Raw genomic sequence first — 13,291 nt, 5'->3', positions numbered from 1 at the left:
CATATAAAAATACCCGACTCTTTTAAAGTCGGGTATTTAATATTGCTAGTCTAATCCAATTTCTTCACGAACAACTGCCGCAATTTTTTCGACGTAATAATCAACTTTTTCATCAGTCGGCGCTTCTGCCATAACCCGCAGCAGCGGTTCTGTTCCAGAAGGACGAACTAAGATACGACCATCGCCATTCATTTCAGCTTCTGCTTCATCAATGGCCTTTTTAATTGCAGGTACATCCATCGCACCATATTTATCACTTACACGAATGTTTACTAACTTTTGCGGATAGATCGTAACTTCACCAGCAAGTTCAGAAAGTTTCTTTCCGGTTTGTTTCATGATGTTCAATAATTGAACTCCTGTAAGCATCCCATCACCAGTTGTATTATAGTCTAAGAACAACACATGCCCAGATTGCTCGCCGCCAAGATTGTAATCATTTTTACGCATCTCTTCGACAACATAACGGTCTCCCACTTGGGTGATCACATCTTCTAGGCCAATTTCTTCAATTGCTTTATGAAAGCCTAGATTGCTCATTACAGTAGTCACAACTGTATTCTTTTTCAAACGTTTACGTTCAGCTAAGTACTTCGCACAAATAAACATAATACGATCGCCGTCAACAATGTTCCCTAATTCGTCCACTGCAATTACTCGATCACCATCGCCGTCAAAGGCCAACCCGGCATCTGCACCTTTCTCAACGACCATTTTCGCCAATGTTTCCGGATGTGTCGATCCCACTCCAGCGTTAATGTTTAATCCATTTGGTGAGGTTCCCATCGTGTAGAAGTCCGTTTCTAAATCAGCGAATAAGCGATTAACACTGGTAGAAGTCGCTCCATTAGCCGCGTCAACACAAACAGTTAAACCAGAAAGATCACCTGAAATTGTTTGCACTAAAAATTGAGAGTACTTCAATAAACCTTCGTGAAATTCATCCAGCGTTCCCAAACCTTCAGCAGATGGCCGAGGCAATGTATCCTCTTCAGCATCAATCAACGCTTCAATCTCAGCTTCTTGTTCATCAACTAGTTTGAATCCATCACCACCAAAAAATTTAATACCGTTGTCTTCTGCTGGATTGTGAGAAGCGGAGATCATAACGCCTGCTGAAGCCTTTTGCAGTCTTGTCAAATAGGCAACACCCGGTGTTGAAATAACTCCCAACTGAAAAACTTCAATACCGACGGATAACAAGCCAGAGATTAGGGCTGTTTCCAATAATTCACCTGAGATTCGAGTATCACGCCCAACTAAAACACGTGGACGCCCTTCACTCTCTTGATGTTGACTTAGTACATAACCGCCACAACGGCCCAACTTAAACGCTAGTTCAGGTGTTAGCTCCTTATTCGCGATTCCACGTACTCCGTCTGTTCCAAAATATTTACCCATTAAATTATATTTCCCTTCTTCATCTAGTCAGTTGATTGATTTGTCGGTTCTTCTTGACTACTCGTCATTTGAGTAGCACTTGTTTCAGAAGATCTTGAACTACCACTCGAATTTCTCGTAGCTTCAGTTACCGACGAACTAGAATGATTTGTGCTGCTAGTTTCTGAATCTTGTGTTTTTTTAAGTACTGGTGTCACTTGCGCGCTCACGGTTTTAGGATTGACTTGATAGTCACCAGATACAGGTACGTCAATAAATTTTTTGACGGTTCCTTGGATTTGGCTCACATCAACCGGAATACCGATACTGTCTATTTTATCAAGCACTGACTGTACGCCAGTAATTGTTGCTTTTGTGCGATTCAAATCGATTTTGACACTTTCAACAGCTGAAGGCAGATCGCCTTCTTGAATCGGATAAAGCGACACCTCTTTACTTGGTGTTTGAATTTCAAATGAAACAGTCACATTTTGCGGATCTGATTGAATCGGTAATGCCTCCCCGCTAGCATTCAATGCCTGAACGGGCGCCTGGATACTTTCTTGATCCGTATTAAGTTTACTGCTATCGACCGAGGCTACCACACGATCGATTTCCTTCATCGTGTTTTCGCCAGTTGTAATTTCAACTTTTTCCGGCTTAGTCGACATTTCTCCAATTTTTAAACCATTATTGCTTGTTGTACTGCTCAAAATCGGTGATACATCGAATTGTTTTTTCACTTTCTTCTCAACCGTCACAGATATTTTTTCTGGATCAATCGATGCAAAAAGGGAGCTAGACAAATTTTTAGTTTTCAAGCGAACTTCATGAGTACCGCTAGTCAATTTTGTTAAATCGGCTACAACACTAAAATCGCGTGTATCTGGATCAATTTCTTTATTTAATTGAATTCGATTTGCACCGCTTAACTTAACTGACACATTCGATGAGAAGCCATGAACAAAGTACTCATCTGAATTATAAAGAACCGTAATTGGTACATTTTGAATAGATTCTTCATAGTTAGCCTCAGAAGAAATCAATTGACTGAAATTTTGGCCGTTCACGTTAAAAAATAGAATCAAACTAAACACTAACGAAATCAGCACGTAAGGCATATTGCTTTTCTTAAACTTAATTCTCATTTTTCGCCTCCTTTAGTCGACCCTTCCAAAAAGGTTTGTAAGAGACTTTTTTTCCCAGCGTTTTTTTCATCTGGCAGTAACTCTCTACGCATCACAGCAAGATATTCCTCCTGAGATAAATCATGAAGAAAATCATTATTCAGCGTGATACTAACCCCACCAGTTTCTTCAGAAACAATAAATGTTAACGCATCGCTTACCTCGCTAATACCCACTGCGGCTCGATGCCGAGTCCCGAATTCTTTTGGAATCAGCATGCTATCGGAAAGCGGCAAATATGCTGAAGCAACAGCGATTTTTCCATTTTTGACGATCACAGCGCCGTCATGTAAGGGAGTATTAGGTATAAAGATGTTGATCAATAACTCTCCGGTAATATCCGCATCCAAGTCAATCCCGGTTTCAATATATTCCTCTAACCCAGTAAATCGCTGAATCGTTACTAATGCACCGATTTTTCTTTTGGACATGTACTGAATCGCTTTATCAAACGCTAAAATCATCCGTTCATCATCGCGTTCTTCTCTTCTTGTTGTTTTAAAGAAAGAACTGCGTCCCAAATGCTCTAGCCCCCGCCGAACTTCCGGTTGAAAAATAACAATCGCTGCAATAACACCATACGTGATGATTTGGTTCATCAGCCACGACAATGTATGCAGCCCGATTAATTCAGCCACGATTCGAATTCCAATAAAAATCGCCACACCTTTGATCAATTGGACAGCCTTTGTTCCACGAACAAGTTCAAACAAACGATAAATCAAAAACCAGACGACAAATATATCTAAAAGGTTGACGATGATATCCCAAGTTGACAAATTCTCAGAAAAAAAGCTAAGCCAATATTCCGGTTTGAATAATTCAATTAGACGATTAGGCATAGATAACCTCTCTTTCTATCCAAAATTCTATCCAATTATACCACAGTGGTACAGGTCTAGCATAAAATTTAAACAGGAAAAAGGGCCTTAGTAAACTAAGACCCTTTAAAACTATTTGTCACGTTTCGCAGCACGTGCTGCTCTGCGGGCTGCGCGTCGCGCCTCCGCTTCTGGATCAGCTTTACGTTCTCGTTTCGGCTTAACATCAGCAGGCGTTTCATTCGTTTCTACCGACGTACCTTCAAGTTTACTACGAATTTTTTCTTCTTGTCCCGCTATTCGAGCATAGTTATAAAAACGTGTCTTAGCATCATTCACCGTTTTTTGGTATAACCGTTGCGCATCATCCGGTTGAATTCTTTCCAATGCTGAAAAACGTGTTTGTTGTTTCATAAAACCAATCATTTCATCAAAGTTTGGTTTTTTATAATCCAATGACATTGGATTCTTTCCTTTATCACGTTGAACCGGGTTGTAGCGATACAATGACCAATAGCCTGAATTAACAGCATCTTTAGCCTCTTGCAATGTTTTACTCATCCCACCGCGTAAACCATGATTGATACAAGGTGTATAAGCAATTACTAAAGATGGTCCAGGGAATTTTTCTGCCTCTTCCAAAGCTCTGATCGTTTGTATTTGATTAGCTCCAGAGGCGATTTGCGCCACGTAGACATTCCCGTAAGTCATCGCCATCAATCCTAAATCCTTCTTCGACTGATATTTACCGCCTGCAGAAAATTTCGCAATTGCTGATGCTGGTGTCGCCTTAGACGTTTGACCACCCGTATTTGAATAGACCTCATTATCCATGACTAAAATATTCACATCTGCACCGCTGGCTAAGATATGATCAATCCCACCGAAACCAATGTCATATGCCCAGCCATCTCCGCCGAACATCCATTGACTGGTTTTAACAAACAGATCATGGTTATCATATATATCCGCTAATTTTGGATCTGACAAACCTTCAGCTTCAAGTGCGGCTTTTAATTTGGTTGCTCGTTGCTGGGTACCTTCAGATTCAAACATATGATCCATCCAGTCCTCCATCAGTTCGCGCAAGTCATCAGAAACAAAGTTTAGTATTTCACCGATTTTCACTGCCAACTCTTGACGACGAGTTTGGTTAGCAAGAAACATTCCGTATCCGTACTCAGCATTGTCTTCAAATAACGAGTTCGACCAAGCTGGTCCTTGACCCTTTTCATTGGTCGTATAAGGACTTACCGGTGCAGCTGCTCCCCAAATAGACGAACAACCAGTCGCATTAGCGATCATCATACGATCTCCGAACATTTGTGTCATTAGTTTCACATAAGGCGTTTCACCACAACCTGCACATGCTCCAGAGAACTCAAGTAATGGTTGATTGAACTGCGAACCTAATACAGAATTTGTTTTTGCTGGATTCGTTTTTTGTTTTAATGTCATTGAAAACGCCCAGTTGACAGCTTCTTCTTTCTCTTCTTCATAAGGTTTCATAACTAAAGCTTTGCCTTTGGCCGGACAAGCTTCAACACACAAACCACAACCAGTACAATCTTCAACTGACACTTGGATACGGTATTTCAAACCATCCGCTCCACGCATTTCCCGTACAATATATCCTTCTGGTGCTTCTTCCATTTCTTCCTCATCAGCTAAGAACGGCCGAATCGCTGCATGTGGACAGACGAAGGAGCACTCATTACACATAGTGCAACGATCACTGATCCAGTGAGGAACTTCCAACGCTACCCCACGCTTTTCGAATTGGGTGGTGCCTGTCGGAATGGTGCCATCAGTCATACCGTTCGCCACTAGATCGTTGACAGTTAAATCATTGCCTCGTTGCGAATTAATTGGCTCCACAATTTGTTCGACATATTGGGACACAGGAGACTTGTGAATCTTTGTGGGAATTTCAACAGTCAACCAGTTTTCAGGAACTTGCACTTGATGTAATAATTCCACAGTTTGTTCAATTGCCGCAATATTCTTTTCAACGATCTCCAAAGATTTCCGACGATAACTTTTATCAGCCTCTGATTTTAAGATATCTAATACTTCATCGAAGGGAATAATCCCAGTCAAACTGAAGAAAGCTGTCTGCATCACTGTATTAATCCGTGAACCAAGACCAACTTCCATCGCCAACTTTGCTGCATTGATCGTATAAAACTTAATATCGTTTTCGGCAATATAGCGTTTCATTTTCGCCGGTAGCAACTTATCCATCTGAGTATCATTCCACATAGTGTTCATTAAAAATATTCCACCTGGCTTCAAGCCTTTTAATAAATCGTAGGTGTGAATATACGCAGGCGTATGACAGGCGATAAAATCAGCGCTCTCAACCAGATAGGTTGAACGGATAGGAGTATCCCCAAAACGCAGATGTGACACAGTTAATCCACCAGATTTCTTTGAGTCATAACTAAAGTAACCTTGAGCATATTTATCCGTATGATCACCAATAATTTTAATCGCCGATTTATTTGCCCCAACGGTTCCATCAGAACCAAAACCCCAGAATTTCGCTTGGAAAGTATTAGGATTTGTTAAGTCGACGATTTCTTTTGTATCCAAAGACATATTAGTTACATCGTCAATAATACCGATCGTGAATCGCTTTTTAGCTTCCTTCTTGCCCTTCAATAACTCATCATAAACAGCAATAATTTGATCAGGAGTCACATCTTTTGATCCTAAACCAAAACGACCACCAATGATTTTGGGACGAACATCCGCTTCATACATCACACCTTGAACGTCTAATAAAAGCGGCTCTCCGTCTGCACCAGGTTCTTTTGAACGATCTAATACAGCGATTGATTTGACTGTATCAGGAAGTTTTTCTAAAAAGTTCTCCGTTGGAAACGGACGATACAAATGGATATTTAAAAATCCGACCTTTCGGCCATTGGCATTCAGATAATCAACGGTTTGTTCAATCGTTTGCGCAACAGATCCCATCGCCACTATGACTTCCTCTGCATCCGCTGCACCATAATAAGTTACTAGGTCATAATTCGTTCCGCGAAGTTTGTTGATCTCAAACATATATTTTTGCACGATCGCTGGCAATTCATCATAATAACGATTAACTGTTTCTCGTTGTTGAAAATGGACATCAGGATTCTGATTAGTTCCGCTAATTGTCGGATGATTTGGATTCATACTGCGTTTTCGGAAAGCTTTAAGTTTTTCTTGATCAATCAGTGGTGCTAATTCCTCATAATCGATTACCTCTACTTTTTGAATCTCATGACTTGTACGGAAACCGTCAAAAAAGTTCATGAATGGAAGACTGTCCTCAATAGCGGCCAAATGTGCTACCGCCGACAAATCCATTACTTCTTGCACACTGCTTTCTTGCAGCATAGCAAAACCCGTTTGGCGCGCCGCCATTACATCCCCATGGTCACCAAAAATATTTAGTGCATTCGTCGTCACTGCACGACTGGCAACATGGAAAACCCCAGGCAGCAATTCTCCAGCAATTTTATACATATTGGGAATCATCAGTAATAATCCCTGTGAAGCCGTATAGGTGGTTGTTAACGCCCCCGTTTTCAGTGCCCCGTGAACAACGCCCGCAGCTCCCGCTTCTGATTGCATCTCAGTAATATTGACGGGTTGACCAAATATATTTTTCTTCCCTTGTGAAGCCCATTGGTCCACAAGTTCAGCCATTGTTGAGCTAGGAGTGATTGGATAAATAGCGGCTAACTCTGTGAATGCGTATGAAATATAAGCAGCAGCTGTATTTCCATCCATCGTTTTTTTCTTACGCATATTTCTCCTCCTTAATGATGTTAGTATTTTCTTGTCATATACCAACTATAATCGTAAAAATCAGCTAATTCTTTTTTTACTAGAATTTTCTAAACTAAAAGCTTTATACCGTTCATACTCGTTCATCTATAATTAAAAAGCCCATTTAGAAAAATCAGCTGACATCTTTATAATCTTTGTAACAACGGACTTATTATAAACTAACCTTTCACAAATTCAAACACGTGTTTCAGTCTTTTTAACTTATTTATACGAAAAGAGTTTGTTTTCTTAAAAATATTTTGTACACTAATAAGAGAAAGGATGTGTTTCTTCATGGATATTTCGGTTATTAAAGGAAATCTAGTCAACGATTTCAATGGAATCAAAATCGGTTCGGACGCAGCACCTAAACGTTTGATTGAATTTATCAATCTTCGATGCCCTTACTGTAAACAATGGTTTGAAGAATCTTATGAAACACTGAACCAAGCAGTTGTCGAAGGGAAAATTCAGCGCATCGTAAAATTATTAGATAAAGATAAAATAAGTTTACAACGAGGAAATGTGATGCACGAGTATATCAGTGCTGATCCAGAAAAGGCGCTTATTCAAATCCAACAAGCCTTCGAAACACAAGAAATTTGGCAAGATTTTGAATTAGAGGCCGTCGCTGAATACGCCGAAAAAACGTTACACTTCTCACAACAGGCAAACCAAAGCTTACAAAGTGAGATTCGTAACGAAGCTGAACAAGCCAATATTAAGTTTGTCCCAACAGTTATTTTAGATGATCATATTTTTGATGAATCCATTAGTGAATCTACTCTAAAAAATTATATAGCGGAATAAATAAAAAAACCGTTTGATACTCAAACGGTTTTTTTTCGTAGATTTTCAGCAAAATCATTAATTTTACGGATTCGGTGGTTAATACCAGATTTGGAAATCGCACCTGAGGGGATCATTTCACCGAGTTCCTTTAGACTAATTTCTGGATTTTGAATCCTTAGTTCGGCAATCTCTTGGAGTTTCTCCGGTAGGGACTGCAATCCAACTGTGGTTTCAATAAAATGGATATTATCGATTTGTTTAGAAGCCGCATCAATTGTTTTATTCATATTTGCTGTCTCACAATTGACTAATCGATTGACCGAATTGCGCATATCCCGAACGATACGTACGTCCTCAAATTTTAACATCGAATTTGTTGCTCCGATCAATGTCAAAAAGTCTGCAATTTTCTCCGCACCTTTAAGATACGTAATATAGCCATTTCGTCGCTCTAAAGTTCTCGCATTCAGATCAAACTGATTGAGCAAATCACAAATGTCCTGATTATGCTCCTCATAAATCGAAGATATCTCCAAATGATAGCGGCTTGTTTCTGGGTTATTAACTGACCCTGAAGCTAAGAACGCTCCTCTTAGATACGCGCGCGTTTTTTCATCTGACTTTTTAATTTCATTAGTGATATGAGATTGAAACATCATCCCGTCCATGATATCCAAGTCCAACAATACTTTTTGCGTTTCCTGCTTTAGCCGAACAATGTAGACATTGTTTTTTTTCAACTTCATTTTCCGACGTACCAGCAGTTCACTGCGTACACCATAATGTTCTTTTAACAAAGTAAAAATTCGACGAGCAATCGCTGCATTTTCAGTCTGAACGTTTAAAACAAATTGATGATTGCTCAAACTGAGAGAACCGTTCATGCGGATCAAAGCGGCCAGCTCTGCTTGCGCGAGATTCTTTTGGACTGCCAGACCTGTTAATTCTTTTTTTACTTCTGCTGCAAAAGACATGGCGAGCCCTCCTTTTCAATAGTAAAAATTTACTTGTATTTTAGATCTTTGCTCCAAAAACGATCCGGAACAATTCATCTACAACTTTATCACCATCGTGGAATACGCCGCCATCACGCAGCTTCAAGAAATCTGTTGAGACAACACGACACCCTTCTTCTCTTAGGCCATTGAAATCGTGTGTAACTTGTACCAGATATTCATCGTAAATTTCAGGATCCATGTAACCTTCTGGTACTTTTTCCGTATTAACTAAAACCGTATCAATAAATTTACTGTCAAGATGTTTATGCAGAACGCGGATGTGATCAGCGTCACTAAAATGTTCTGTTTCACCTTTTTGAGTCATGATATTACAAATATATACAACTTCTGCATCAGTCGTACGGACAGCTTCACCCAATTCTTCAATTACCAAATTAGGTAGAATACTCGTAAATAACGAACCTGGTCCCAGTACAACCATGTCCGCTTCGTGGATAGCACTGACTACTTTTCGTGCCGCGTGCACAGCTTTCTCTCCATTTTTCTCTGTAACATAGACCTTTTCAATCGTCTTACGATCAAGAGCAATCTTTGATTCTCCTATCGCACTTGTTCCGTCATCAAAATCTGCATGTAAAACCAAAGGTGTTTCCGAAGACGGATAAATGTGCCCGTCAACATGTAACATCATGGAGAGCAGTTGGATCGCTTCATAAGTACTATTACGCATTTCTGATAACGCTGCTATTAAAAGATTACCAATTGTATGATTTGCCAAGAATTTATCATCCTCATGAAATCGATACTGAAATAAATCTTCATAAAGTTTTGGCATATCCGACAATGATGCCAGCACATTTCTTAAATCGCCTGGCGGTGCCATGTCAACAGAGTCTCGTAACTCACCACTGCTGCCACCATCATCAGCCACAGTAACCACGGCTGTAATGTCTGCACTTTGATTACGCAAACTTTTAAGAATGACTGGTAATCCTGTGCCGCCGCCAATAACAACAATTTTGGGTTTGCGAATACGGTACGTTTTCATTTTCATGAGCGATTCACCGTCTCTTTCCGCTTATCTTTATCACGATGTGTGATATTCACTTTATAATCTGCTTCCTTAAGAGCTTTGCCCACCCGCTCAGTTAGCGCAACCGAACGATGTTGTCCGCCTGTACAACCGATAGCGATTGTTAATGAACTTTTTCCCTCTTTGATATACCCTGGTAAAATATCCATCATTAGTCGAACAAAGTTTGTATAAAAGCTTTCTGTTTCTGGAAACGACATTACATAGTCATATACGGGCTTATCTAACCCAGTTTGCGGACGCAATTCTGGAATGTAATGCGGATTAGGTAAGAATCGAACATCCATCACGATATCCGCATCAATTGGCAGACCATATTTAAATCCAAAAGAAACAACCTCTACATGGAAACCTACATCATCTTTTTGTTTAAATGATTGATTAATTTTTTCCCGTAATTGTCGCGGTGTTAAATCTGTCGTATCGATCATTAATGTTGCTCGATTCTTCAAATCTTCTAGGATCGCACGCTCTTTACGAATTCCCTCCGTAATCATACCATCCATCGCCAACGGGTGCGCACGACGCGTTTCTTTGTAGCGTGAAACAAGTTCCCCATCAGAACAATCTAAAAATAAAATACTTGTATCAATAAAACCAGTATTTTCAATTTCTATTAGCATTTTTTGAATGTCCTCAAAAAATGAGCGCGAACGTAAATCAACCACTAAGGCTATTCTTGTTACCTTTCCGGATTCGCGAATCAACTCCCAAAATTTCGGAATTAAACCCGGAGGCATATTGTCTACACAAAAATAGCCCATATCCTCAAAACTTTGAATCGCAACGGTTTTTCCTGCACCGCTCATACCAGTAATGACAACCAAATGTAAACTCTCGGTCATTTGTGTCACTCCTTTCTCATAATTAGGAAAATACTTATTAAAAGTGTTCTCTATTTTCAAGCCCTATGCCATTATACAAAAAATAACTTTATCTTTTTACACACAGTTAAAATTAGAGTTGATTGCTACTTAAGCTTAAAAAGGTAATTTTTATAAAAAATTTTTGATTCTCAAATCTCGTGTTGTTCTATGGAATTCGTCAAAATAAGAACCGACTTACTTCAAACAGCGTAATGAATTTTTGAACCAAATAAAAAGACACCAAAGAAACTGTACGTTAGCCTCCTTCGCTATCTCATAGAAATTATAACACTCCTGGCGTGTCTTTGCTACATATTTGGAAATCTTTATCTTTTCATAATACAAAAAAACAGATCTCCTATTTGGAAGATCTGTTTTTTAATGCCAATTCAATTGTACGGTCGGCCAGAATTGATTGTGCATCGATTACTGGATAAGGAACTTCCTTTGTCAGTTCTTGAACTAAAGATAGCTCTGTACACCCTAATATAGCATTCTGACAGGCATATTTTTCAAAAACATCCGAAAGAATTTCCAAGTACAACTCGCTATTAATAAAGTCGTTCTCTTTCACATCATGATAAATCAGATGATTAATTTTATCTTGCAGTTTTTGATCAGGAACTAGAACTTCAAATCCTTTTGACTCCAACTCACTTTGGTAAACCTTTGCACTCATGGTTCCAGCAGTTGCTAACACAGCAATTTTTTCACCTGTTTGATGGCGCTTAGCCAACTCATTTACGGCCTCTCTTGGCATATGCAGTAGTGGAATTTTGGTTGCACCTTGTAATTGTTCAAAAAAATAATGAGCTGTATTACACGTCAGTACAATAAAATCCGGTTGTAATAAATTTTGCTTTTCGATGTCGTCTAATAAAAACGGTAGTGGATTTGCTGCTTCATGATCCAAAATATAGGCTGTTCGATCTGGAACAGTTGCATGATTGAACATCACATAGTTCAAATATTCTTGATCGTTGTGAGCCTGTGTACGCTGGTTTAAAATCCGAATAAAACTTTCCGTAGCCATCGTCCCCATGCCACCAAGGATACTAAAGAAATTTTCCATGCCTATCCTTCTTTCTCTTTAAAGTATAAATCGAATCTTCCTTTATATTTACTAAACATGTATTTCATTAAGATCCAACGCATCAACGACATGTCTTTTTTATAGAAGACAGTTGTACCCCATTGATCTTTTTTAATCATTTCTAAGGCTTTTTCTTTATCTGCATTATTTCGAGCAAATTTTTCAAAAACACCTTTTGGAACGCCCATCCATAACATAGATTTTTCTGGCTCTGCTTTACCGTAGATTGTTTCGATGAATGGCGTCTCAAAAACACGATCCTCAGTTGCATACTGTGCCAAATTAAAGCCATTCAATGTTACGAAGAAGCTGCTGCGTCCTTGACGTAAATTGATTTCAAATAATTTATACTCGCCATCTCGCGGATCATATTTCATATCGAAATTGGCAAAACCAGTATAGTTGATTTTTTCTAGAAACCCTTTGATTGTTTGATAAATTTTTTCATTGTATTCAGGCATAATTGCTACATAATTACCAATTGCCTCTGGAGAAGGATCTTCTAATAACGGATGACCCAAGCACATCATACGGACCTGATGATTTTGATCAACATAAGCATTCAAAACGCGCATGTTGCTGTCGTCACCAGGGATAAAGTCCTGAGCAATCATTTCACTAGTGTAGCCTGCTTGATAAATACGTTCGATAATTATATCAAACTCATCACGCGTGTCTAGAATAAAAGCTTTCTTTCTCCCCTTGAAATCAATTGATAGCCACTCAACACTATTGGCTGGTTTCAACGCCACTGGGAAGTCAAATGGTAGATCTTGTTTCAATTTACCTGCTTCCAATATATCTTCTGTAATAATGAAGGTATTTGGATATGGCAAATCATACTTCTCACAAATTTCATAGAAACTAACTTTACTTATTAATTGTTGTAACAAATCATACTCAATATAAGGACAAATAAACCATTCAGATAGTTCTTCCTTGTGCTGCGAAACTAATTCTGCATAGCCATCACCACAAGCAATTAACAAATATCTAGTATCAGGATCATTGTAAGTATTTTTTCCTAATTTACGCATCTGTTCAATGAATACAGGATCTTTATCGAAACCTGGGACCACGTGAACATTTACAATCTTACTATATTTAGTCGGTGCCAGTTGCAAACCGGCGTAAGCCTCAGAAACAATTCCGTAGGCTTCATGAAAAGAACGAGCCATGCCGTAGACATTGATATCGCTCCCTAAAAGAATCGGTACAAATTTTTGTTTTTTAGTCATATTTTCTTACACCTTCTCATTCTAAATCCTTGATAAT

At 39.1% G+C, this 13,291-nt stretch carries 10 protein-coding genes; 1 reads left to right on the top strand and 9 read right to left on the bottom strand.

Annotation, left to right across the window (positions count from 1 at the left end; genetic code table 11):
- Positions 1 to 45: 45 nt before the first annotated feature.
- The 4 genes from glmM to nifJ form a co-directional block, all read right to left on the bottom strand.
- Positions 46 to 1,401 (bottom strand): phosphoglucosamine mutase, encoded by a 1,356-nt coding sequence (gene glmM / locus I585_RS00200; RefSeq protein ID WP_010739004.1) that lies wholly within the window; start codon positions 1,399 to 1,401, stop codon positions 46 to 48.
- A 23-nt stretch (positions 1,402 to 1,424) separates the two neighbouring features.
- Positions 1,425 to 2,528 carry a CdaR family protein gene (locus I585_RS00195; protein ID WP_010739003.1) on the bottom strand — a complete coding sequence of 368 codons (1,104 nt, stop codon included), beginning with the start codon at positions 2,526 to 2,528 and terminating at the stop codon, positions 1,425 to 1,427.
- Positions 2,525 to 3,409: a diadenylate cyclase CdaA gene (gene cdaA, locus I585_RS00190; protein ID WP_010739002.1), complete on the bottom strand. Its 885-nt coding sequence runs from the start codon at positions 3,407 to 3,409 to the stop codon at positions 2,525 to 2,527. Before cdaA ends, I585_RS00195 begins: the two co-directional genes overlap by 4 nt.
- A gap of 111 nt (positions 3,410 to 3,520) precedes the next feature.
- Positions 3,521 to 7,192 (bottom strand): pyruvate:ferredoxin (flavodoxin) oxidoreductase, encoded by a 3,672-nt coding sequence (gene nifJ, locus I585_RS00185; RefSeq protein WP_010739001.1) that lies wholly within the window; start codon positions 7,190 to 7,192, stop codon positions 3,521 to 3,523.
- Between the two features lie 315 nt (positions 7,193 to 7,507).
- Here nifJ and I585_RS00180 point away from each other — a divergent pair, with 315 nt between their 5' ends.
- On the top strand, positions 7,508 to 8,023 hold the full coding sequence (locus tag I585_RS00180) for a thioredoxin domain-containing protein (RefSeq protein WP_010739000.1): 516 nt from the start codon (positions 7,508 to 7,510) through the stop codon (positions 8,021 to 8,023).
- A 20-nt stretch (positions 8,024 to 8,043) separates the two neighbouring features.
- On the opposite strand, the gene whiA is transcribed toward I585_RS00180, so the two are convergent.
- The 5 genes from whiA to I585_RS00155 form a co-directional block, all read right to left on the bottom strand.
- Positions 8,044 to 8,979 (bottom strand): DNA-binding protein WhiA, encoded by a 936-nt coding sequence (gene whiA, locus I585_RS00175; RefSeq protein ID WP_010738999.1) that lies wholly within the window; start codon positions 8,977 to 8,979, stop codon positions 8,044 to 8,046.
- 40 nt (positions 8,980 to 9,019) lie between these two features.
- The gene (locus I585_RS00170) at positions 9,020 to 10,018 is read right to left on the bottom strand and encodes a gluconeogenesis factor YvcK family protein (protein WP_010738998.1); all 999 of its coding nucleotides are present in this window, start codon (positions 10,016 to 10,018) and stop codon (positions 9,020 to 9,022) included.
- Positions 10,015 to 10,902: an RNase adapter RapZ gene (rapZ, locus tag I585_RS00165; RefSeq protein WP_010738997.1), complete on the bottom strand. Its 888-nt coding sequence runs from the start codon at positions 10,900 to 10,902 to the stop codon at positions 10,015 to 10,017. Before rapZ ends, I585_RS00170 begins: the two co-directional genes overlap by 4 nt.
- Before the next feature lie 379 nt (positions 10,903 to 11,281).
- On the bottom strand, positions 11,282 to 11,995 hold the full coding sequence (locus I585_RS00160; RefSeq protein WP_010738996.1) for an amino acid racemase: 714 nt from the start codon (positions 11,993 to 11,995) through the stop codon (positions 11,282 to 11,284).
- Positions 11,996 to 11,997: 2 nt separating this feature from the next.
- Positions 11,998 to 13,254: a carboxylate--amine ligase gene (locus tag I585_RS00155; RefSeq protein WP_010738995.1), complete on the bottom strand. Its 1,257-nt coding sequence runs from the start codon at positions 13,252 to 13,254 to the stop codon at positions 11,998 to 12,000.
- Positions 13,255 to 13,291 lie beyond the last annotated feature (37 nt).

This window comes from Enterococcus malodoratus ATCC 43197, from assembly GCF_000407185.1.
GTDB lineage: Bacteria > Bacillota > Bacilli > Lactobacillales > Enterococcaceae > Enterococcus_A > Enterococcus_A malodoratus.
Note: the sequence above shows the minus strand (reverse complement) of the source record. Positions and strands in the feature narration are given on the sequence as shown.

What these genes read in the sequence shown, in the direction of transcription:
- glmM (WP_010739004.1), bottom strand. Translation starts at nt 1,401, where the DNA reads ATGGGTAAATATTTTGGAACAGACGGAGTACGTGGAATCGCGAATAAG.
- I585_RS00170 (WP_010738998.1), bottom strand. Translation starts at nt 10,018, where the DNA reads ATGAAAATGAAAACGTACCGTATTCGCAAACCCAAAATTGTTGTTATT.
- I585_RS00155 (WP_010738995.1), bottom strand. Translation starts at nt 13,254, where the DNA reads ATGACTAAAAAACAAAAATTTGTACCGATTCTTTTAGGGAGCGATATC.
- whiA (WP_010738999.1), bottom strand. Translation starts at nt 8,979, where the DNA reads ATGTCTTTTGCAGCAGAAGTAAAAAAAGAATTAACAGGTCTGGCAGTC.
- I585_RS00195 (WP_010739003.1), bottom strand. Translation starts at nt 2,528, where the DNA reads ATGAGAATTAAGTTTAAGAAAAGCAATATGCCTTACGTGCTGATTTCG.
- cdaA (WP_010739002.1), bottom strand. Translation starts at nt 3,409, where the DNA reads ATGCCTAATCGTCTAATTGAATTATTCAAACCGGAATATTGGCTTAGC.
- I585_RS00180 (WP_010739000.1), top strand. Translation starts at nt 7,508, where the DNA reads ATGGATATTTCGGTTATTAAAGGAAATCTAGTCAACGATTTCAATGGA.
- I585_RS00160 (WP_010738996.1), bottom strand. Translation starts at nt 11,995, where the DNA reads ATGGAAAATTTCTTTAGTATCCTTGGTGGCATGGGGACGATGGCTACG.
- rapZ (WP_010738997.1), bottom strand. Translation starts at nt 10,902, where the DNA reads ATGACCGAGAGTTTACATTTGGTTGTCATTACTGGTATGAGCGGTGCA.
- nifJ (WP_010739001.1), bottom strand. Translation starts at nt 7,192, where the DNA reads ATGCGTAAGAAAAAAACGATGGATGGAAATACAGCTGCTGCTTATATT.